The sequence below is a fragment of the Pseudomonas sp. GL_093 genome (genome assembly GCF_057837605.1).
In genome coordinates this window covers 6756577-6777077 of sequence record NZ_CM174448.1, presented here as the reverse complement: position 1 = coordinate 6777077, position 20501 = coordinate 6756577, and the positions used below count along the sequence as shown (strand labels likewise).

Sequence of the window (20501 nt, the reverse complement as noted above, 5' to 3'; positions counted from 1 at the left end):
GATGGATACGTGAGCGAAACAGCCTTGCCTAAAGATGACGTCAAGCCAGTGCTCGATGCACCGGTTGAAGCACCGGTTGAAACCGGGCCACCTGCCGCAGTGCAGCGCCGAGGCAATGGGCTGGCAATCGTCGCGCTATTGCTGGGCGCCGCCGGTGTCGCCGTGGGCGGCTGGGGAGTCTGGCAGGTGCGTCACCTGCAAGCCAATACTCAACAGCAGTTGAGTCAGGTCCAGGCATTGGGCGATCAGGCGCAGGACCTGAAGCTCAATGAACAACGCCTGACTGCCCGCCTGGAACAAATGCCTGCCGCCGCCGAGCTCGACGCGCGCAGTCGTTTGGTTACTCAACTTCAAGGCGATCAGCAACGCTTGAATCAACGTCTGGAAACGGTTCTCGGCGCCAGTCGCAAGGATTGGCGTCTGGCCGAGGCCGAGCACTTGCTGCGTCTGGCCAGCCTGCGTCTTTCCGCGTTGCAGGACATCAGCAGTGCCCAGGCTTTGGTGCAGGGCGCCGATGAAATTCTGCGCGAACAGAACGACCCGGGCTCTTTTGCCGCTCGCGAGCAAGTGGCCAAAACGCTGGTGGCATTGCGTAGCACCCAACAGCCGGATCGCACCGGTCTGTTCCTGCGACTGGGTGCGCTACGCGATCAGGTGATCAGCCTCACCGAGCTGGCACCTGAGTACAAGGACCGTGGCGAATCCCTGTTGGGTCTCACCGCCGATGGCGACGGCGCCAGTCGCTGGGCGCAATGGTGGGATCAGGTCTCGCGCTACATCCGCATCGACTTCAATGCCGACAAGAATGTGCGTCCGTTGCTGGCCGGGCAGAGCCTGAGCCAGGTGCGCCTGGCCCTGAGCCTGGCGCTGGAGCAGGCGCAATGGGCCGCGCTCAATGGCCAGTCCGCGGTTTATACCCAGGCGCTTGCCGAGGCGCGGGACGTGCTCAAGGGCAACTTCAACCCGGACAACCCTCAGAGCAAAGTGATGCTTGAGCAGGTTGGCGAGTTGAGCAAGCAACCGGTCACCGTCGTCACGCCAGACCTGACCGGCACGCTGAGTGCGGTTCAGGGGTATCTGGAGCGGCGTAATGTCAACGCCGAGGACTCGATCAAACCGATGGCCAAACCTGCTGCGGACACCGCTCAGGAGGCGACGCCATGAAACGCCTCTATGTGATCGTGTTCCTGGTGATCGCTGCGGCTGCCGCGCTCGGTCTGGCGATTGCCGAGCATTCCGGTTACGTGCTGATCGCCTACAAAAGCTTTCGCTATGAGTCGAGCCTGTGGGCAACCCTGGCGTTGGTCGCCGTGCTCTGGCTGGTGTTCTGGGGCATCAAGGCGTTGATCGAATTGGTGACGACCTCCAGCGGCGTGGTCAATCCCTGGTCGCGGCGCAATCGCAGTCGCCGGGTGCAGGTGGCGATTGAACACGGTCAGCTGGATCTGGCCGAAGGTCGCTGGGCCAGTGCGCAGCGCCATCTGCATCGGGCTGCGGAAGCCGAGCGCCAGCCGTTGCTTTACTACCTCGGCGCTGCCCGGGCCGCGAACGAACAAGGTCATTACGAGGAAAGCGACAACCTGCTGGAACGCGCTCTTGAGCGACAACCCCAGGCAGAGCTGGCGATTGCCCTCAGCCACGCTCAATTACAGACTGACCGCGGCGATACCGAAGGCGCCCTGGTGACCCTGCAAGCCATGCACGAGCGTCATCCTCATAACGTCCAGACCTTGCGCCAGTTGCAGCGCTTGCACCAACAGCGGGGCGACTGGTCGGCGGTGATTCGTCTGCTGCCGGAGCTGCGCAAGGACAAGGCCCTGCCACCGGCCGAGCTGGCCGAACTGGAACGCCGGGCCTGGGGTGAGAACCTGTCCCTGGCGGCGCATCAGGAAGAAGACGGGACGGTCGGCTTGCAATCGCTTAATCGCGCCTGGCAGCAGCTGACCTCAGCGCAGCGTCAAGAGCCGCAACTGGTGCTCGCTTATGCCGAACAACTTCGGCAGCTGGGTGCTCAGGTCGAGGCCGAAGAGATCCTGCGAACGGCGCTCAAGCGCAACTACGACAGTCATCTGGCGCGCCTCTACGGACTCGTTCGCGGCAGCGATCCGGCACGTCAACTGCACACCGCCGAGAGTTGGCTCAAGGAGCATCCGGCCGACCCAAGCCTGTTGCTGACTTTGGGGCGCTTGTGTCTGCAAAGCAGCCTTTGGGGCAAGGCCCGGGACTATCTGGAGAGCAGCCTGCGAGTGCAGCGCAACCCGGAAGCCTGCGCGGAACTGGCGCGGCTGCTGGCGCAGCTGGGCGACACAGAACGCAGCAATCAGCTGTTCCAGGAGGGCTTGGTCTTGTTGGACGAGCGCTTGCTGGCGGCACCGTTGCCGGTTCCTGTTCACGCTTGAAGAGTGGACGACGGGTCGTTCGAAGGAGCGATCCGGTCGCCTGCAAACTGCCGGAATTTTACCTTTGTAGTCCGTCAATGGCTGAGTCCTACAGAGGACTACACCTAATCCTCTCGTTCCTGTCGGGATTTCCCTACACTTCTGTTGAAGTGTCCCCGCTGGCCTGCCTTGAAAGGCTGCAGCGCTTTCCTCTACCGTAACCGCCTGTCTCTACTGTTACGGAAATGCCATGTCTTTGGCCTGCTCACGCTCCTTGTTTTTCATGGCTTTCATTGCAGGTGCCCTGGCCCTGGGCGTGTCCTATTACCTGGAATATGCGGTCGGCCTCAAGCCTTGCGGGTTGTGCCTGTTGCAGCGCTTTTGCCTCGCGTTGCTCACAGGCATCTGTCTGGCGGCTTCGGTGCATGGGCCGGGCCGCTTCGGGTCTTTCCTGTATTGGATGCTCGGGCTGTTTTGCAGTCTGGCGGGTACGGTCACGGCGTGGCGGCAGGTATTGCTGCAGAGCGATCCCATGCATCAGCTGTTGACGTGCTCGCCCAATCTGGCAGTTCAGTACGAGGATATGCCTTGGTTGTGTCAGGCCACGCAGATGTTTAAAGGGGAGGCCGAGTGCGCGGAGATTTCCTGGACACTGTTCGACCTGAGTATTCCTGAATGGAGTCTGCTGTTCTTCATGGCAATGACAATTCTGGGAATTTATCAGCTGCTGCGCGTTGTCTGGAAAGCCTGTCTGCGACCGCTCAGCGGCGGTTCGTCGCACCGGGCGCTGGCGGGTGATTAAACACTTGTATGAACTTTATCTCCTGCGTACCTTGAAGCCATTGTCGCGCGGGCATAATCTGGCCCGCACGTGTCATTGGAATTATGTTGCTCGAATGACGCTCTGCCTGGCCGATACTTGACCTTCAAGTGTGGCGACGGGTGTAGGGCAGCATGACCCACAAGGGAAGAGAGATCACCATGCTCGAAAGTTGTCAGAATGCTCAGGAACGTTGGGGTGGAGTGCATCTGCTGATCGATCGCTGGTTGCAGGAGCGTCACGAACTGGTTCGGGCCTATGATGCTCTCGGCGCCAAGCCTGAGGCGCTGGGTGAGAACCGCAAGCCGTTGCAGGAATTCTGCGGCGTGCTGGTCGATTACGTGTCTGCCGGGCACTTCGAGATCTACGAACAGCTGACCGGCGAAGCCAAAGCGTTTGGTGATACTCGCGGGCTTGAGTTGGCCGAGACCATCTACCCTCGTATCGATGTCATCACCGAGAAGCTGCTAGCGTTCAATGACCTGTGTGATGCAGGTCAATGCGTGGCAGAGAAATTCAAAGAGCTGGGTGGCCTGTTGCACGAACGCTTCGAACTGGAAGACTGCCTGATCGAAGTGCTGCACACCGCTCACAAGGAAGAGGATTCGGTTCAGGCTTGAACCTCCTTCCTGCAAGACCTCCAAAAACGGTGCGCTATGCGCGCCGTTTTTCGTTTGTGCGCCAGGCATGGCGCGTTGCGCGTAAGCGCAACCAGCTTGGCTGTGGTAGCCACGCTGGTGACTTGGAGGTGAAAGTCCTCTACACCCCCGGCAAGGGGAAGTGTTAGCCAGAGGCAAGGGTGTCGCGGGCGACTGCGAATCTGAAGGAAGCCCGAGGCAAAATGCTGGCCTGACGAACAGGAAGCGGATTAGGCGGCGCAGCGGGGTAAGGGGGCAAACTTCCTCAAAGCCCAATACTTGCACGGAACGCTGCGACGTAGATCCGACAGGCATAAGCAGGAAGGTCGCGCGAATTACCCTGGGAGATCTGTGCGTTTGCCACTGTGCTACCGAGCGTCGAGAGGCGACGGGATGAGCGTGCAGAAGTCAGCCGAGGCCGTAGTAAGTGACGAATAACTCTGTCACCAAGGGCCGAACAGGTTATGCCGCCAGTAGGCGTCAGAGTCTCGTCGAATGTCGAAAAAGCAGAAATTTCTCCGCAAGAGAACTGTGACCCCAAGCCCCGGACAGAATCCGCGGGTGACGGCTGGCAGTGCGCAGGCATTGGCGGCGTCTGTGACGTGGACGAACGCGGAGCCGGACACGCTGATGGCGCGGGTGCTTGCACCCGCCAACCTCAGACGTGCGTATCAGCGCGTGGTCAGCAACAAGGGCGCACCGGGTGCCGATGGCATGACGGTCGACGACTTGGCGGACTACGTGAAACAGTATTGGCCGACCCTCAAGGCTCGGTTGTTGGCCGGTGAATATCACCCGCAAGGTGTACGCGCCGTCGACATTCCCAAACCCAAAGGTGGAACCCGTCAGTTGGGCATTCCCAACGTCGTGGATCGCCTGATCCAACAAGCTCTGCTGCAACAGCTCACGCCGCTCTTCGATCCGCTGTTCTCGGACTACAGCTACGGCTTCCGTCCGGGGAGAAGCGCTCACCAAGCCCTCGAAACCGCTCGCGACCATGTGGCAGCGGGTCACCGCTGGTGTGTGGAACTCGATCTCGAGAAGTTCTTTGATCGGGTCAATCACGATGTCCTGATGGCTTGCGTGGCGCGTCAAATCGAAGACAAGCGGGTGCTCAGACTGATCCGTCGCTATCTCGAAGCGGGAACGATGTCAGGCGGACTCGTCAGCCGACGGCAAGAAGGGACGCCGCAAGGCGGCCCGCTCTCGCCGTTGCTGTCGAATATCCTGCTCAACGAACTCGACCGCGAACTGGAGCGGCGGGGTCATCGCTTCGTGCGCTATGCCGACGACGCGAATATTTATGTGCGCAGTCGTCGCGCGGGTGAACGAGTGATGGTCAGTGTTGAGCGTTTCCTGACCCAGCGTCTGAAACTGACGCTCAACCGGGAAAAGAGCCGTGTGGTACGGCCTTGGGTCTGTGATTATCTGGGTTATGGGATGAGCTGGCATCAACAGCCGAGGCTAAGAGTGGCGGCGATGAGCCTGGGGCGCTTGCGCGACCGAGTCAGAGACCTGCTGCGCGGAGCGCGGGGTTGCAAGATGGCAACCGTCATCGTGCGATTAAACCCCGTGCTGCGGGGTTGGGCAGGCTATTTCAAGCTAAGTCAGAGCAAGCGGCCACTTGAGGAGTTGGATGGCTGGGTGCGTCGTAAGCTGCGCTGTGCCGTATGGCGTCAATGGAAACGGCCCTCAACAAGGGCTCGGAACTTGATACGTCTGGGGCTCAGCAGGCACCGCGCCTGCATATCCGCGTTCAACGGTCGTGGTCCATGGTGGAGCTCAGGAGCTGCACATTTGAATCACGCGCTACCGAAGAAGCTGTGGGATCGGCTTGGACTGGTCTCAATACTGGATACGATAACTCGGCTTAATCGCATAACTTGAACCGCCGTATACGGATCCGTACGTACGGTGGTGTGAGAGGACGGCGGCTGTGAAGCCGCCTCCTACTCGATCCGGTATTCAGCTGGTGGCACCGCGCAATTCAACTTCGAATACCAGCGGTGTGAACGGCGCAATCAGGTCGCCGGCACCCTCGGCGCCATAGGCTTCGGCCGATGGAATCACCAAGCGCCATTTCGCACCGACCGGCATTTGCTGCAACGCACTGCGCCATCCGCTGATCACGCTGTCGAGACTGAACCACTGCGGCTGACTGTTCTGATCGAACACCGTGCCGTCGGGAAGGCGACCGATATACAGCACCTGGACTTTGCCGTTGGGGCCAGCTTTGGCACCCGTGCCTGGCGCCAACTCCGTTAGCAATATTCCATCGGCCAGTTCACGAACGCCCGGTCTGGCTTTTTCCTTGGCGAGAAAAGCCTGCTCTTTTTCGAGGGCGATTTCACTTTGCGGCGTGCTCGGCTGCAAGGCGACCTGGGCTTCGTGCTCGGCAAGAATTTGTTCGATCTGCTCATCTTTCAGCGCCAGGGGTTTGCCTTGATAAGCTTGTTGCAAGCCTTCGATCAGCGCCTGAAGTTGCAGATCGGGAACCTCCTGGCGCAGGCGTTCGCCGAGGCTTGCGCCCAGACTGTAAGAGAGATCATGAGTGTCATTTTCTTTGGTTTTTTCGGCGGCCTGGGCCACGGAAAAAAACACGCACAGTGATAAAAAAAGGTAGCGCGACATGGGCACTCTCCGACCTGAGATGCGGGGGATTATGCCAGTGTGAATGTGCTCTACGGTGAACTGGTTTTGCGCAGGCGCAGAAGAATTTCAATCCGTTGCAACGTAGCGCTTTGGATACTGTCAACATGCCCTAGCGGCGGTAGCTGCAGAGGTCTAGTATGAGCCGCACCCACGTCAGCCAGGAGGTAAACCATGTCGGCCACCAAGAAGCCAGTAAATACTCCGTTGCACTTACTCCAACAACTCTCGGGCAGCTTGCTCGAGCATCTGGAAAACGCTTGTTCCCAAGCCTTGGCTGATGCTGAAAAACTGCTCGCCAAACTGGAAAAGCAACGCGGAAAAGCGCAAGAAAAACTGCACAAGTCCCGTACCAAATTGCAGGACGCTGCGGCGGCCGGCAAGGCCAAGGCACAAGCCAAAGCCAAGGGCGCGGTGAAGGAGCTTGAGGACTTGCTCGATGCCCTCAAGGATCGTCAATCCGAAACTCGCAGCTACATTCTGCAACTCAAGCGCGATGCTCAAGAAAGCCTGAAACTGGCCCAGGGCGTCGGTCGTGTACAAGAGGCTGTCGGCAAGGCGTTGTCCCTGCGTTCGGCCAAGCCTGCTGCGGCTCCTGCCAAGAAAGCCGCTGCCAAACCGGCTGCTGCAAAAGCACCGGTCAAGTCTGCTGCCAAACCGGCCGCCAAAGCACCGGTGAAAGCCGCAGCAAAACCTGCCGCTAAACCTGCGGCAAAAAAACCAGTCGCTGCTAGCGCTGCAAAACCGGCTGCAAAAACAGCCGCCGCCAAACCTGCCGCCAAGCCAGCCGCTGCCAAAACAGCTGCCGCTAAACCGGCTGCAAGAACCGCTGCTGCCAAACCGGCGGTGGCGAGAACTGCAGCGGCTAAACCAGCAGCCAAACCGGCCGCAAAACCAGTGGCTAGAACTGCCGCTGCGAAACCTGCTGCCAAGCCTGCCGCGAAATCAGTCGCGACTAAAACTGCCGCCAAGCCAGCTGCAAAACCAGCTGTAAAAGCTGTAGCCAAACCGGCTGCCAAAACTGCTGCTGCAAAACCTGCTGCAGCGAAACCAGCAGCCAAACCTGCCGCTGCCAAACCGGCTGCAAAACCAGCCGCCAAGCCAGCTGCAAAACCAGCAGTGAAAAAACCGGTTGCCGCCAAGCCGGCCGCCGCGCCAGTTGCCAGGCCAGCCAACCCGGCTCCGGCAGCAACGTCTGCTTTAGCAGCAGCCACCTCGACAGCCACGCCAGCGCCAACGCCGGCCGCCGCATCGATCGCAGCAACCACCCCAACCAGCGCTTCTTAAGTGCTGCTTACCGCGACGCGCAGCTGATGCAGCGCGTCGCGGTCCAGGTGGACGGCGCCTGCCGTTACACCTTCCAGCCAGGCCGATAGATCGGTCGCCTCACCCTGCGGCCAACTCAGTGCCGATCGTTCCAGTCGCACCAACAGATGTCGCTCGGCTTCCAGTTCGAGTGCCTTCACTTGCTCGCGCAACGCATTCAGTTCGCCATCGTCGGCGGCAACGACTTTCCAATTCACCCGCAAGGCTCGCAGCGGGCGCACCACGTCTGCGTCCCACGGCTCGGCCACGCTACGCAGTTGCTGCAATCGGTGTTCGTTACAGGCGACGCCACGTTCTGCCAGCCACAGCCCGCAGAGCAGCAAGCACACATTGATACCCGACGACTGCAATTTCAGGCAGGCGGGTTCAACGCCGGGACGGGCGTAAGTACTAAGGGAAAAGCTCCACAGGTCAGAGGACATAGTGCTACTCGCGCCAGTTGCGAGCGAAGCTGGTAGACTCCGCCGCCATTATGATTCGACTTCAGAACCTGACTTTACAGCGTGGCCCTCAACGTCTGCTAGAAGACGCCGAGCTGACCCTGCACGCCGGCCACAAAGCCGGCCTCATCGGTGCCAACGGCGCCGGCAAATCGAGCCTGTTCGCCTTGCTTCTGGGTGACCTGCACCCGGATTCGGGTGATTGCTTCCTGCCGGCGGACTGGCGCATCGCCCACATGCGCCAGGAGATCGACACCCTCGATCGGGTGGCGGTCGACTATGTGCTCGATGGCGACCTGCGCCTGCGCGAGGTGCAACGCGACCTCGCCGCAGCCGAAGCGGCCCATGACGGTACCGCTCAGGCCCGCCTGCACTCGGAACTCGACAGCGCCGACGGTTACACCGCCGACGCCCGGGCCCGAAAGCTGCTGGCCGGCCTTGGGTTCACCAATGAACAGATGGATCGCCAGGTAGGAGATTTCTCTGGTGGTTGGCGGATGCGTCTGAACCTGGCGCAGGCTTTGATGTGCCCCTCGGACTTGTTGTTGCTCGACGAACCGACCAACCACTTGGACCTCGACGCCATCATCTGGCTCGAAGAATGGCTCAAAAGCTATCCCGGCACCTTGATGCTGATTTCTCACGACCGGGACTTCCTCGATGCCGTGGTCGATCATGTGGCTCACGTCGATCAGCGCAAGATCACCCTGTATCGCGGTGGCTACAGCGCCTTCGAACGCGCCCGTGCCGAACGTCTGGCCCAGCAACAACAAGCCTACGAGAAGCAGCAGGCGCAACGTGCGCACATGGAAAGCTACATTGCCCGCTTCAAGGCCCAGGCCACCAAGGCCCGTCAGGCCCAGAGCCGGATCAAGGCGCTGGAGCGGATGGAAGAGCTGTCCGCCGCCCACGTCGATTCGCCATTCGATTTCGTTTTCCGCGAATCAGTAAAAATCTCCAGCCCGTTGATTGACCTCTCCGACGCCCGACTGGGTTACGGCGAGCGGGCCGTGCTGGAGAAGGTCAAGCTGCAACTGACCCCCGGTGCGCGGATCGGTTTGCTGGGCCCGAACGGTGCCGGCAAATCGACCCTGATCAAAAACCTTGCCGGTGAACTCGAGCCGTTGTCCGGCCGCCTGACCCGTGGCGAGAACACCGTCGTCGGCTACTTCGCCCAGCATCAACTGGACTCGCTCGACTCCAAGGCCAGCCCGTTGCTGCACATGCAGCGCCTGGCGCCGACCGAGCGCGAGCAGACCCTGCGCGACTTCCTCGGTGGTTTCGACTTCCGCGGTGCGCGGATCGATGAGCCGGTGCTGAACTTCTCCGGTGGCGAAAAGGCCCGCCTGGCGCTGGCGTTGATCGCCTGGGGCCGGCCGAACCTGTTGCTGCTCGACGAACCGACCAACCACCTGGACCTGGAAATGCGCCTGGCGCTGACCATGGCCCTTCAGGAATTCAGCGGCGCGGTACTGGTGGTCTCCCACGATCGTCATTTGCTCAAAAGCACCACCGACAATTTCTATCTGGTGGCGGACGGCAAGGTCGAGGAATTCGACGGCGACCTGGAAGACTACACCCGTTGGCTGGTGGACTACCGCCAGCGCAACGCCCCGGTCAACAATACGCCGGTCAATCCGGACAAGACCGACAAGAAGGCCCAGCGCCAGGCGGCGGCCGCGTTGCGTCAGCAACTGGCGCCGCACAAGCGCGAGGCTGACAAGCTCGAAGCCGAACTGGGCAAACTGCACGAGAAACTGGCGAAGATCGATACCAGCCTCGGCGACAGCGACATTTACGAGCCGGCGCGCAAGAACGATTTGCGTGATCTGCTGGCCGAACAGGCCAAGCTGAAGGTCCGTGAAGCTGAGCTGGAAGAAGCCTGGATGGAAGCGCTGGAACTGCTTGAAAGCATGCAGGCGGAGCTGGAGGCGCTGTCCTGATGGAAGCCTTCACGCTGCCGCTGCCGGCTGTGTGGGGCGAGCCAATCTGGTTCGTCGTGCAAATCCTGCTGATCCTGTTGGCGGGTTACTTCGCTCAACGCTTCGTCGCTAAATGCCTGACTCGCCTGGGTGAGCGCTACCCGTTTCCACCACAGCTGCTGATGCCGCTGCGCGGTGGTCTGCGCTGGCTGATCATGGGCAGCGCGCTGATCTTCGTGCTGGAACGCCTCGGGGTGTCGGCGACGGTGCTCTGGACCGCGTTGTCCGGGTTTGTCGCGGTAGCGGCCGTGGCGTTCTTCGCCATGTGGAGCGTGCTCTCGAATCTGTTGTGCGCAATCCTGATCTTCACCGTCGGCCCGTTCCGCCTCGGCGACGTGGTCGAGTTGGTGGACACCACCGACAAGCCCGGCGTCAAAGGCCGGGTCGTTGCGATCAATCTGCTCTATACCACGCTGATCGAAGCTGAAGAACTCGGTACCGGCAGCGCCATGGTGCAAGTGCCCAACAGCCTGTTCTTCCAGCGCTCGGTTCGACGCTGGCGCGGCAGCGATGTATTCCCTTCCAACGGTTTCGAAAAGTAAGCCTTCTGTTGCCTGATAGACCGCTTTCGCGAGCAAGCCCGCTCCCACAGTAGATCCGTGGCGCTCACAAATTCCATGTGGGAGCGAGCCTGCTCGCGAAAGGGCCCTCCAGCTGTAAACGCTGGTCGGCTTCAACTCGGTCCTGCAAAAAAATCGGTAGTCATCGGCCCAAAGCCGCATTAGCTTAGATGTCTGTCACGAGTCTGAGTCGAGGTGTGCGATGGTGCTTCAAACATGGCTGGCGTTTTTTGCCGCCTGCTGGGTGATCAGTCTGTCGCCCGGTGCCGGCGCCATTGCGTCGATGTCCAGCGGTCTGCGATACGGTTTCTGGCGCGGTTATTGGAACGCCCTGGGCCTGCAACTGGGCCTGGCGCTACAGATTGCGATTGTCGCCGCGGGTGTCGGTGCAATCCTCGCGGCTTCGGCCACTGCTTTCCATGCGATCAAATGGTTTGGCGTGGCTTATCTGGTTTACCTGGCGGTCAAGCAATGGCGCGCGCTGCCCCATGACATGAGCGACGATGCGGCCGTCCGGCAAATCGGCAAGCCGATGGCGCTGGTGTTCCGGGGTTTCCTGGTGAACGTCAGCAACCCCAAGGCGTTGGTGTTCATGCTCGCGGTGCTGCCGCAATTCATTGATCCGCATGCACCGCTGGTGGCGCAGTACCTGATCCTCGGTGTGACCATGATCTGCGTCGACCTGATCGTCATGGCCGGTTACACCGGGCTTGCATCGAAGGTGTTGCGGATGTTGCGCACGCCCAAGCAGCAGAGACGCATGAATCGCACGTTTGCCGGGCTGTTCATCGGTGCAGCGGCGTTCATGGCGACATTGCGTAAAGCCGTGGTTTAAACACACTCAGGTGCAAAAAAGGCGACCCTCGAGGTCGCCTTTTTCATGTCCGGACCCGCACAGAACCAGCAGCACATGCGAACAAAGCTTGAGTGAAAGTCATTGGAAGTGAACAATGTGTTACTTCGTATTACCAATTGAGATTCATTCATGACTGCCCCGTCCCGTTTCCTGGCCTGGCTGATGTTGCCGTTGTTTGCCCTGTGCAGTTTCAACCTGCTGGCCGACACCGTGGAAGGCGCGCCGCAAGCGCTGCATTTGCTCGATTACATCGGTGCGGATTACCCGGAAACGGTGCAAGCGGGCAAGGTCATTAATGAGTCCGAATACCAACAGCAGCTGGACTCCATCAAGGCGCTGCAAGGCTTGATCGCCGCGATGCCGGCCAAACCGGAAAAAGCCGGGCTGGATCAGGGCGTCAGCACGCTGCGCAACGCGATCACTGCGCGTCAGGACGGCGCGGACGTCGGCCGTCAGGCACGGCAACTCGGCGCCAAACTGGCGGTGACCTATGAAGTCAGCCAGGCGCCGATCATTACGCCGGATCCGACCCGTGGTGCGCCGTTGTACGCTCAGCATTGTTCGGTGTGCCACGGCGACGCGGGTGCCGGGGATGGCCCGGCGGGTGTTGGTCTGATACCGCCACCGTCCAATCTGCGTGATGCGGCGCGGTTGGATCACCTGAGCCTCTACGCGATCTACAGCACCTTGGGCCTCGGTGTCGAAGGCACCGACATGCCGGCCTTCGCCGATCAGCTGGACGATCGTCAGCGGTGGGACCTGGCGACCTACATCGCCAGCTTCAGCGCCGATCCGGCTGCTGCAAAATCCGAAAAGACCTACAACATCGCCGACCTGGCCCGTCAGACTCCCGCAGAAGTGCAGGTTGCCGAGGGGCCGCAAGCGGCGGCGACCTTCCGTGCGCAGCGAGCGCAACCGCTGCAGGTCAAGCGTGGCCCGGCACAATTGCTCGACTACACCGCCGCAACGCTGGACAAGAGCATCGCCGCTTACCGTGCCGGTGATCACGATCAGGCTTATGACCTGTCGGTGGCGGCTTATCTGGAGGGTTTCGAACTGGTCGAAAGTTCTCTGGATAACGTCGATGCCAACGTGCGTAAAGACACTGAAAAATCGCTGATGGCTTACCGTCAGTCGTTGCAGGACGGTTTGCCGGTGGCCCAGGTTCAGGAACGACTGGATGCGGCCAAGACCAAGTTGAAGACGTCTGCCGGTCTGCTGGGCAGCGATGGCTTGAGTTGGTCCCTGAGCTACATCTCCGGTTTGTTGATTCTGTTGCGCGAAGGCCTGGAAGCGATTCTGGTGCTCGCGGCGATTCTCGCGTTCCTGCGCAATACTGGCCAGCAATCGGCGGTGCGCAGCGTCAACGTCGGCTGGGGGCTGGCGCTGCTGGCCGGTCTCGGGACCTGGGCGCTGGCGGCGTACGTGATCGATGTCAGCGGTTCGCAGCGCGAATTGCTGGAAGGTGCGACGGCGTTGTTTGCCGCCGTCATGGTGCTTTGGCTCGGCGTGTGGATGCACGACCGTCGTCATGCGGCGGCCTGGCAGGATTACATCAAGAGCAGCCTGGTGGGCGGCGGTGGGCGTTTCGGGTTTGCGACGCTGGCGTTCTTCTCGGTGTATCGCGAGCTGTTTGAAGTGATTCTGTTCTACGAGACCTTGTGGCTGCAGGCAGGTCCGGCAGGCCATAACGCGGTACTGGCGGGTGGTGCGACGGCGTTGGTGTTGTTGGTGGGTCTGGCTTGGGTGATTCTGCGTGGCTCGGCGAAGCTGCCGCTGTCGCTGTTTTTCAGTATCAACGCCGGTCTGTTGTGCGCGTTGTCGGTGGTGTTTGCCGGGCATGGCGTGAAGGCGTTGCAGGAAGCCGGGATTTTCGGCATCCGGCCGGTGCCGTTCTTTGACTTCGACTGGCTGGGGATCCACGCTGATGCGTATTCGCTGAGTGCGCAGGCGGTGGCGATTATCGCGATCATCGTGCTGTATAGCCGTAGTCGGCTGGCTGAGAAGCGGCGGGTGCCGGTTTCCTGATCCGAGTGATCCTCAAGAGGTAAAAACATGCGTGTCTGGATCGATGCCGACGCCTGCCCCCGGGCGGCCAAGGATCTGGTGGTGAAGTTCGCCCTCAAGCGCCAGTTCGAAGTGGTGCTGGTGGCCGGACAGCCGCAGATCAAACCGGGTTTGGCCCTGGTGAAGTTGATCGTGGTGCCAAGTGGTCCGGATGCCGCCGACGACTACCTGGTGGAATACGCGGTCCCCGGCGAATTGGTGATCTGCAGCGATGTGCCGCTGGCCGACCGACTGGTGAAAAAGGGCGTTGCGGCGCTGGATCCACGGGGCAAAGAGTTCGATGCGCAGAACATGGGCGATCGGTTGGCGGTGCGTAACCTGTTCACCGATTTGCGTGAACAGGGGCAGATGAGCGGCGGGCCAGCGCCGTTTGGCGAGCGCGAGAAGCAGGCGTTTGCCAATGCACTGGACCGGATCCTCACGCGGCTATCGCGCAAGACTTAAGCATGACGGTGATCCCTGTGGGAGCGAGCCTGCTCGCGATGGGGTCGGCACATTCAACATTGATGTCGACGGTTAGACCGCTATCGCGAGCAGGATCGCTCCCATACTGAACAGTGTCAGGCGTCGTTTTCGTGGGTCAGTTCCAGAACGCGGTCGACCAGTTTGTTGATGCCTGACGCCGCTTCGCTGATCGATTGCGCCAGCATGTACGCCGGGGTGCTGACCAGTTTGCGTGCTTTGTCTTCAACGATGTCAGTTACCGCGCAGTCGGCGTGTGTAGCGCCCATCTTGTTCATGGCGGCGGCAGTATCGGCGTCGTTGCCGATGGTGCAGGTCACGCCCGGTCCATAGATCTTCGCTGCGAGCGCCGGCGAGATGCAGATCAGCCCGACTGGTTTGCCGGCCTCGGCAAAGGCTTCAGCCAACGCCAGGACTTCCGGTTGCACGGTGCAGCCGGCGCCTTCGACGGCGAAGTTCGACAGGTTCTTGGCCGCCCCGAAACCACCCGGAACAATCAGCGCATCGAAGTCTTCCACGTCCGCTTCGCGGATATCCTTGATGTTGCCTCGAGCGATCCGCGCCGACTCCACCAGTACGTTGCGCGACTCGGGCATTTCTTCGCCGGTCAGGTGATTGATCACATGCAACTGCGCGATGTTCGGTGCGAAACACTGCACCTGCGCCCCCCGCTGGTCCAGACGCAGCAGGGTGATCACGCTTTCGTGGATCTCGGCGCCGTCGTACACGCCACAGCCGGATAGGATCACTGCAATTTTTTTGCTCATGGGCTTTTCTCCAGATTCATGGCGTTAAATGTCCACTAATTTGTCACTCGTTGCCATAGGGATAATTCGCGGCTACACCTAGGATCTGTCCTCAAGATTCCGATCAGGGCGCGTCATGGACTTCATTCTGTATGCAGTGCCGTTTTTCTTTGTGCTGATTGCCGTCGAACTGCTGGCCGACCGTTGGCGCGGAGTGAGCAATTATCGTGTGGCTGACGCGATCAACAGCATGAGCACCGGCGTGCTGTCGACCACCACCGGCCTGTTGACCAAAGGCGTCGGCCTGGTGACGTATGCGTTTGCCCTCAAGCACCTGGCGCTGTTCGAACTCTCGGCCGACAGCGTTTGGGTCTGGGTTTTCGCCTTTGTCCTCTACGACTTCTGCTACTACTGGCTGCATCGCATGGGCCATGAACGCAACATCCTCTGGGCGGCGCACTCGGTGCATCACCAGAGCGAGGACTACAACCTTTCCACGGCATTGCGCCAGACCAGTACCGGCTTCCTGTTGAGCTGGATTTTCTATCTGCCGATGGCCGTGCTCGGCGTGCCGCTGCTGGTGTTCATCAGCGTCGCCTCGCTGAACTTGCTGTACCAATTCTGGGTGCATACCAAACACATTCCCAAGCTCGGCTGGTTCGAGTGGTTCTTCGTCACGCCGTCCAATCATCGGGCTCACCATGCACAGAACGCTCTCTACATGGATCGCAACTACGGCGGGGTGTTCATTATTTGGGACCGTCTATTCGGCTCGTTCCAGGAAGAAGACGACAACGAACCGGTGATTTTCGGCGTGACCACGCCGCTGGCGAGCTGGAATCCTTTGTGGGCGAACGTGCAGTTCTACGCGCAGCTGTGGGATGACGCACGGCGTGCACAAAGCAAATGGGACAAGCTGCGCATCTGGTTCATGCGCACCGGTTGGCGGCCGGCGGACGTGGCGGCCAAGTACCCGATGAACAAGCCAGACCTGAGTCAGTTCCGTAAATTCGAGGTGCCGCTGGACGGGCGTCAGCAGCTTTACGTCGTGTTGCAGTTCTGCGTCTACATCGCGCTGGGCAGCTACTTGATGAACCTGGAGCGGAGTTTGCCAACCGCCGCGCTGGTGCTCGGCTGGAGTGCCGTGGCGCTGGGTTTGTTTACGTTGGGCGTGGCCCTGGAGAATCGCCCGTGGGCGCTGAAGCTGGAGCTGCTGCGCCTGGCGTCGAATGTGCCGCTGGTGTGGCTGGCACCGGTCGTTGGGCTGTGGCCGGCCAGCGCGGCAGGCTGGGTCGGCCTGCTGAGTTACAGCCTGCTCAGTGGTATCGGTCTCTACTGTTGCAGAAACCGTTTCACTCGACTGGCGTCTTAGTCTCGACAGATTTGGCCCGTTCGGCCTGCTCGTCGGCGTAGATCTTCTTCGCCAGGCGGGCATTCTTGAAGCGCCGGCGCAACCACAGGCAAAAGCCCAGGATCAGCAGGGCGCCGAGCACCCACAGCTCGTACTTCTTGACGCTGCCGAGCAGGCCTTCGAGCACCGCGCCGAAGTGATACGCGGCGGCAGCCAGCGCGGCGGCCCAGATCGCGGCACCAATCCCGTTGAGCAGCAGATAACGTCCTGGCGGATAGCCCGACAGGCCGATCGCCACCGGCATCACCGTGCGCAGGCCATAGACAAACCGGAAGCTCAGCACCCAGATGTCCGGGTGCTTGCGGATATGTTCCAGCGCCCGATCGCCCATCATCTGCCAGCGCGGTTTGCGCGCCAGCAACTTGCGGCCGTGCTTGCGCCCCAGGAAATACCACAGCTGATCGCCGGCATAGCTGCCGAGGAACGCCACGATCATGACCACTTTGAGGTCCATGTATCCACGGAACGCGAGGAAGCCTGCGAGCACCAGAATGGTTTCGCCTTCGAAAAACGTGCCGAGAAAGAGGGCGAAGTAGCCGAATTCCTGAAGAAATTGTTGGAGCATTGTCTGGATGCTGGCGAAATGAACGCGCAGCCTAACCCTTCGGGAACATTCATGAAAGTGTCCAAATGTGTCTCGACGTGAACATTTCCTACAAGGACAATGGAATGCGACTACCTGTCACAGGGGTGCACACAACTGTAATACCTTCGTCATAATGGCCGCTTATAACTGTCACGCTCGCCCGCCAGCGCGGGCTCAGGAGTCTGCCGTGAGCTTTACCCCCGCCAACCGTTTGTTTCCAGCAACCCGCCTGCGTCGCAATCGCCGTGATGATTTCTCGCGTCGACTGGTCCGTGAAAATGTTCTGACCGTCGACGATCTGATCCTGCCGGTGTTCGTGCTGGACGGTGAAAACCGTCGCGAAGCGGTGGCGTCGATGCCAGGCGTCGAGCGCCTGACCATCGATCTGTTGCTTGAAGAAGCGGCCAAGTGGGTCGAGCTGGGGATTCCGGCGCTGGCACTGTTCCCGGTGACGCCGCCGGAGCTCAAGTCTCTGGACGCCGCTGAAGCCTGGAACCCGAACGGGATTGCCCAGCGCGCCACCCGTGCGTTGCGTGCGCAATTCCCTGAACTGGGTGTGATCACTGACGTCGCCCTGGACCCGTTCACTACCCACGGCCAGGACGGTATCCTCGACGAAGAAGGCTACGTGCAGAACGACATCACCGTCGACGCACTGGTCAAGCAGGCGCTGTCCCACGCCGAAGCCGGCGCTCAGGTGGTGGCCCCGTCAGACATGATGGACGGTCGCATCCAGGCGATCCGCGAAGCGCTGGAACTGGCCGATCACGTCAACGTGCGGATCATGGCCTACTCGGCGAAGTACGCCAGCGCCTATTACGGCCCGTTCCGCGATGCAGTCGGTTCGGCGCTGAACCTGGGCAAGGCCAACAAGGCCTCCTATCAGATGGACCCGGCCAACAGCAACGAAGCCCTGCACGAAGTGGCGGCGGACTTGTCAGAAGGCGCGGACATGGTCATGGTCAAGCCAGGCATGCCGTATCTGGACATCCTCTACCGGGTCAAAGAAGAATTTAAAGTGCCGACCTTTGTTTATCAGGTCAGCGGTGAATATGCCATGCACATGGCGGCGATCCAGAATGGCTGGTTGAGCGAAGGGGTTATCCTCGAATCCCTGACCGCTTTTAAACGTGCAGGCGCTGATGGCATCCTGACTTACTTTGCCGTCCGTGCTGCTCAATTGTTACGAGAGCAAAAATAGCCCTCCCAGGAACATTCGATGAATACCGAAGTACTCACTGAAGTTGCCGTAAAAGATGCTCAACCTGTGGTGGAGCAAATCGCCGAAACCCCGCCGGAACTGGAGCCTGCTCCTCCCGCGGCGGTGGCCGAGCCCGCAATAGCGGCGCCGGCGATTGCCATTCCCGGCCTGGATGACAGCAGCCTGTACATCCATCGCGAGCTCTCGCAACTGCAGTTCAACATCCGCGTGCTGGAGCAGGCGCTGGATGAGTCCTACCCGTTGCTGGAGCGGCTGAAGTTTCTGCTGATCTTCTCCAGCAACCTGGACGAGTTCTTCGAGATTCGTGTGGCCGGCCTGAAGAAGCAGATCACCTTCGCCCGTGAACAGGCCGGCGCCGATGGCCTGCAACCGCACCAGGCCCTGGCCCGTATCAGCGAACTGGTGCACGGTCACGTCGACCGCCAGTACGCGATCCTCAACGACATCCTGTTGCCGGAACTGGAAAAGCATCAGGTCCGCTTCATCCGCCGGCGTCACTGGACCACCAAGATCAAAACCTGGGTGCGCCGCTATTTCCGCGACGAGATCGCGCCGATCATTACCCCGATCGGCCTCGATCCGACGCACCCGTTCCCGTTGCTGGTGAACAAGAGCCTGAACTTCATCGTCGAGCTCGAAGGTATCGATGCCTTCGGCCGCGATTCCGGTCTGGCGATCATCCCGGCGCCACGTCTGCTGCCGCGGGTCATCAAGTTGCCGGAAGAAGTGGGCGGCTCGGGCGACAACTACGTGTTCCTGTCGTCGATGATCCACGCGCACGCCGATGACCTGTTCCAGGGCATGAAGGTCAAGGGCTGCTACCAGTTCCGTCTGACCCGAAACGCCGACCTCGCCGTCGACACCGAAGATGTAGAAGACCTGGCCCGCGCCCTGCGCGGCGAGTTGTTCTCCCGTCGCTACGGTGACGCGGTGCGCCTGGAAGTCGCCGATACGTGCCCGAAACACCTGTCCGACTACTTGCTCAAGCAGTTCAACCTGCACGAGACCGAGCTGTATCAGGTCAACGGGCCGGTCAACCTGACCCGCCTGTTCAGCATCACCGGTCTGGACAGTCAGCGAGCGCTGCAATACACGCCGTTCACCCCGCAGATCCCGAAACTGCTGCAAAACAGCGAGAACATTTTCAGCGTGATCAGCAAGCAGGACATCCTGCTGCTGCACCCGTTCGAGTCCTTCACTCCGGTAGTCGACCTGCTGCGCCAGGCTGCCAAGGACCCGCATGTATTGGCGGTCCGTCAGACCCTGTACCGCTCCGGTGCCAACTCCGAAATCGTCGATGCGCTGGTCGATGCGGCGCGTAACGGCAAGGAAGTCACTGCGGTGATCGAGTTGCGTGCGCGGTTCGACGAAGAGTCCAACCTGCAACTGGCCAGCCGTCTGCAAGCGGCCGGTGCGGTGGTGATTTACGGCGTGGTCGGCTTCAAGACCCACGCCAAGATGATGCTGATCTTGCGTCGCGAGGCTGGCGAGATTGTCCGTTACGCCCACTTGGGGACCGGCAACTACCACGCGGCCAACGCCCGCCTGTACACCGACTACAGCTTGCTGACCTCGGATGACGCCTTGTGCGAAGACGTTGGCAAACTGTTCAGTCAGCTGATCGGCATGGGTAAAACCTTGCGCATGAAGAAGCTGCTGCACGCGCCGTTCACGCTGAAGAAGGGCATGCTCGACATGATTGCCCGCGAAACCCAGTTCGCCCTCGACGGCAAACCGGCGCACATCATCGCCAAGTTCAACTCGCTGACCGATCCGAAAATCATTCGCGCGCTGTACAAGGCCAGTCAGTCCGGGGTGCGTATTGATCTGGTGGTGCGCGGCATGTGCTGCCTGCGACCGGGCATCGCCGGGGTTTCGCACAACATCCACGTGCGCTCGATCATCGGGCGCTTCCTGGAGCACACCCGGGTCTTCTACTTCCTCAATGGCGGCGAAGAGCAGATGTTCCTGTCCAGCGCCGACTGGATGGAGCGCAACCTCGACAAGCGCGTCGAGACTTGCTTCCCGGTCGAGGGCAAGAAGCTGATCTTGCGGGTCAAGAAAGAGCTGGAACTTTATCTCACCGATAACACCCACAGCTGGAGCCTGCAGGCGGACGGCCGTTACATCCGCAACACGCCGACCGGCAACCAGAACCCGCGCAGCGCGCAGGCAACACTGCTGGAACGATTGGGTAGCCCGATTCTGGCCGTTCGTTAACGCGCAAAACCTGTGGGAGCGAGCCTGCTCGCGAAGAGGCCATCACATTCGACATCAATGTTGAATGTTCAGCCGCCATCGCGAGCAGGCTCGCTCCCACATGGGACCTGCGTCGTCTGCCGAATCGTGGACATAAAA

At 60.5% G+C, this 20501-nt stretch carries 17 protein-coding genes and 1 pseudogene; 14 read left to right on the top strand and 4 right to left on the bottom strand.

Annotation, left to right across the window (positions count from 1 at the left end; translation table 11 throughout):
- Positions 1-9: 9 nt before the first annotated feature.
- The 5 genes and pseudogenes from AC3IUE_RS31325 (at position 10) to ltrA (ending at position 5723) form a co-directional block, all read left to right on the top strand.
- Complete coding sequence (locus AC3IUE_RS31325; protein ID WP_489264612.1) at positions 10-1164, top strand: uroporphyrinogen-III C-methyltransferase; 1155 nt, start codon at positions 10-12, stop codon at positions 1162-1164.
- Entirely contained in the window at positions 1161-2399 is a 1239-nt protein-coding gene (locus AC3IUE_RS31320) for a heme biosynthesis protein HemY (RefSeq protein WP_489264611.1), read from the top strand. Before AC3IUE_RS31325 ends, AC3IUE_RS31320 begins: the two co-directional genes overlap by 4 nt.
- Before the next feature lie 229 nt (positions 2400-2628).
- Positions 2629-3180: a disulfide bond formation protein B gene (locus AC3IUE_RS31315; protein WP_056738750.1), complete on the top strand. Its 552-nt coding sequence runs from the start codon at positions 2629-2631 to the stop codon at positions 3178-3180.
- Between the two features lie 179 nt (positions 3181-3359).
- Positions 3360-3818, top strand: coding sequence for an Rsd/AlgQ family anti-sigma factor (locus AC3IUE_RS31310; protein WP_046045098.1), 459 nt, complete (start codon positions 3360-3362; stop codon positions 3816-3818).
- Between the two features lie 482 nt (positions 3819-4300).
- A pseudogene (gene ltrA, locus AC3IUE_RS31305) lies at positions 4301-5723 on the top strand (group II intron reverse transcriptase/maturase).
- Between the two features lie 78 nt (positions 5724-5801).
- Here the strand turns inward: ltrA and AC3IUE_RS31300 are convergent.
- Positions 5802-6467 (bottom strand): FKBP-type peptidyl-prolyl cis-trans isomerase, encoded by a 666-nt coding sequence (locus AC3IUE_RS31300; RefSeq protein WP_489264610.1) that lies wholly within the window; start codon positions 6465-6467, stop codon positions 5802-5804.
- Between the two features lie 192 nt (positions 6468-6659).
- Between AC3IUE_RS31300 and AC3IUE_RS31295 the strand changes: the two genes are divergently transcribed.
- Entirely contained in the window at positions 6660-7772 is a 1113-nt protein-coding gene (locus AC3IUE_RS31295; protein ID WP_489264609.1) for an AlgP family protein, read from the top strand.
- On the opposite strand, the gene AC3IUE_RS31290 is transcribed toward AC3IUE_RS31295, so the two are convergent.
- Complete coding sequence (locus tag AC3IUE_RS31290) at positions 7769-8233, bottom strand: TIGR02444 family protein (RefSeq protein WP_056738757.1); 465 nt, start codon at positions 8231-8233, stop codon at positions 7769-7771. The genes AC3IUE_RS31295 and AC3IUE_RS31290 overlap by 4 nt on opposite strands.
- 50 nt (positions 8234-8283) lie before the next feature.
- Between AC3IUE_RS31290 and AC3IUE_RS31285 the strand changes: the two genes are divergently transcribed.
- The 5 genes from AC3IUE_RS31285 to AC3IUE_RS31265 all read left to right on the top strand — a co-directional run bounded on the left by AC3IUE_RS31285 (position 8284) and on the right by AC3IUE_RS31265 (position 14160).
- On the top strand, positions 8284-10194 hold the full coding sequence (locus AC3IUE_RS31285) for an ATP-binding cassette domain-containing protein (protein WP_489264608.1): 1911 nt from the start codon (positions 8284-8286) through the stop codon (positions 10192-10194).
- On the top strand, positions 10194-10775 hold the full coding sequence (locus tag AC3IUE_RS31280) for a mechanosensitive ion channel family protein (RefSeq protein ID WP_056738763.1): 582 nt from the start codon (positions 10194-10196) through the stop codon (positions 10773-10775). The genes AC3IUE_RS31285 and AC3IUE_RS31280 overlap by 1 nt, the downstream gene beginning before the upstream one ends.
- A gap of 220 nt (positions 10776-10995) precedes the next feature.
- Entirely contained in the window at positions 10996-11628 is a 633-nt protein-coding gene (locus AC3IUE_RS31275) for a LysE family transporter (protein ID WP_489264607.1), read from the top strand.
- A 150-nt stretch (positions 11629-11778) separates the two neighbouring features.
- Positions 11779-13677, top strand: a complete 1899-nt coding sequence (locus tag AC3IUE_RS31270; protein ID WP_489264606.1) for an FTR1 family protein — start codon at positions 11779-11781, stop codon at positions 13675-13677.
- Between the two features lie 27 nt (positions 13678-13704).
- Entirely contained in the window at positions 13705-14160 is a 456-nt protein-coding gene (locus AC3IUE_RS31265; protein ID WP_462039432.1) for a YaiI/YqxD family protein, read from the top strand.
- A 116-nt stretch (positions 14161-14276) separates the two neighbouring features.
- On the opposite strand, the gene elbB is transcribed toward AC3IUE_RS31265, so the two are convergent.
- Positions 14277-14945, bottom strand: coding sequence for an isoprenoid biosynthesis glyoxalase ElbB (gene elbB / locus AC3IUE_RS31260; protein ID WP_033060653.1), 669 nt, complete (start codon positions 14943-14945; stop codon positions 14277-14279).
- A 115-nt stretch (positions 14946-15060) separates the two neighbouring features.
- Here elbB and AC3IUE_RS31255 point away from each other — a divergent pair, with 115 nt between their 5' ends.
- Complete coding sequence (locus tag AC3IUE_RS31255) at positions 15061-16296, top strand: sterol desaturase family protein (RefSeq protein WP_489264605.1); 1236 nt, start codon at positions 15061-15063, stop codon at positions 16294-16296.
- On the opposite strand, the gene AC3IUE_RS31250 is transcribed toward AC3IUE_RS31255, so the two are convergent.
- The gene (locus AC3IUE_RS31250; protein ID WP_489264604.1) at positions 16277-16900 is read right to left on the bottom strand and encodes a DedA family protein; all 624 of its coding nucleotides are present in this window, start codon (positions 16898-16900) and stop codon (positions 16277-16279) included. The two genes, AC3IUE_RS31255 and AC3IUE_RS31250, sit on opposite strands and share 20 nt — an antisense overlap.
- 208 nt (positions 16901-17108) lie before the next feature.
- On the opposite strand from AC3IUE_RS31250, the gene hemB reads away from it, so the two are divergent.
- Positions 17109-18122 carry a porphobilinogen synthase gene (hemB, locus tag AC3IUE_RS31245; RefSeq protein ID WP_008150323.1) on the top strand — a complete coding sequence of 338 codons (1014 nt, stop codon included), beginning with the start codon at positions 17109-17111 and terminating at the stop codon, positions 18120-18122.
- Between the two features lie 18 nt (positions 18123-18140).
- On the top strand, positions 18141-20363 hold the full coding sequence (gene ppk1 / locus AC3IUE_RS31240) for a polyphosphate kinase 1 (RefSeq protein WP_462000179.1): 2223 nt from the start codon (positions 18141-18143) through the stop codon (positions 20361-20363).
- The last annotated feature ends 138 nt before the right edge of the window (positions 20364-20501 follow it).

Coding starts and splice junctions, on each gene's coding strand:
- AC3IUE_RS31320 (WP_489264611.1), top strand. CDS start 1,161: ATGAAACGCCTCTATGTGATCGTGTTCCTGGTGATCGCTGCGGCTGCC.
- elbB (WP_033060653.1), bottom strand. CDS start 14,945: ATGAGCAAAAAAATTGCAGTGATCCTATCCGGCTGTGGCGTGTACGAC.
- AC3IUE_RS31290 (WP_056738757.1), bottom strand. CDS start 8,233: ATGTCCTCTGACCTGTGGAGCTTTTCCCTTAGTACTTACGCCCGTCCC.
- AC3IUE_RS31300 (WP_489264610.1), bottom strand. CDS start 6,467: ATGTCGCGCTACCTTTTTTTATCACTGTGCGTGTTTTTTTCCGTGGCC.
- AC3IUE_RS31280 (WP_056738763.1), top strand. CDS start 10,194: ATGGAAGCCTTCACGCTGCCGCTGCCGGCTGTGTGGGGCGAGCCAATC.
- AC3IUE_RS31315 (WP_056738750.1), top strand. CDS start 2,629: ATGTCTTTGGCCTGCTCACGCTCCTTGTTTTTCATGGCTTTCATTGCA.
- AC3IUE_RS31310 (WP_046045098.1), top strand. CDS start 3,360: ATGCTCGAAAGTTGTCAGAATGCTCAGGAACGTTGGGGTGGAGTGCAT.
- AC3IUE_RS31265 (WP_462039432.1), top strand. CDS start 13,705: ATGCGTGTCTGGATCGATGCCGACGCCTGCCCCCGGGCGGCCAAGGAT.
- AC3IUE_RS31255 (WP_489264605.1), top strand. CDS start 15,061: ATGGACTTCATTCTGTATGCAGTGCCGTTTTTCTTTGTGCTGATTGCC.
- AC3IUE_RS31270 (WP_489264606.1), top strand. CDS start 11,779: ATGACTGCCCCGTCCCGTTTCCTGGCCTGGCTGATGTTGCCGTTGTTT.
- AC3IUE_RS31295 (WP_489264609.1), top strand. CDS start 6,660: ATGTCGGCCACCAAGAAGCCAGTAAATACTCCGTTGCACTTACTCCAA.
- AC3IUE_RS31285 (WP_489264608.1), top strand. CDS start 8,284: ATGATTCGACTTCAGAACCTGACTTTACAGCGTGGCCCTCAACGTCTG.
- ppk1 (WP_462000179.1), top strand. CDS start 18,141: ATGAATACCGAAGTACTCACTGAAGTTGCCGTAAAAGATGCTCAACCT.
- AC3IUE_RS31250 (WP_489264604.1), bottom strand. CDS start 16,900: ATGCTCCAACAATTTCTTCAGGAATTCGGCTACTTCGCCCTCTTTCTC.
- AC3IUE_RS31275 (WP_489264607.1), top strand. CDS start 10,996: ATGGTGCTTCAAACATGGCTGGCGTTTTTTGCCGCCTGCTGGGTGATC.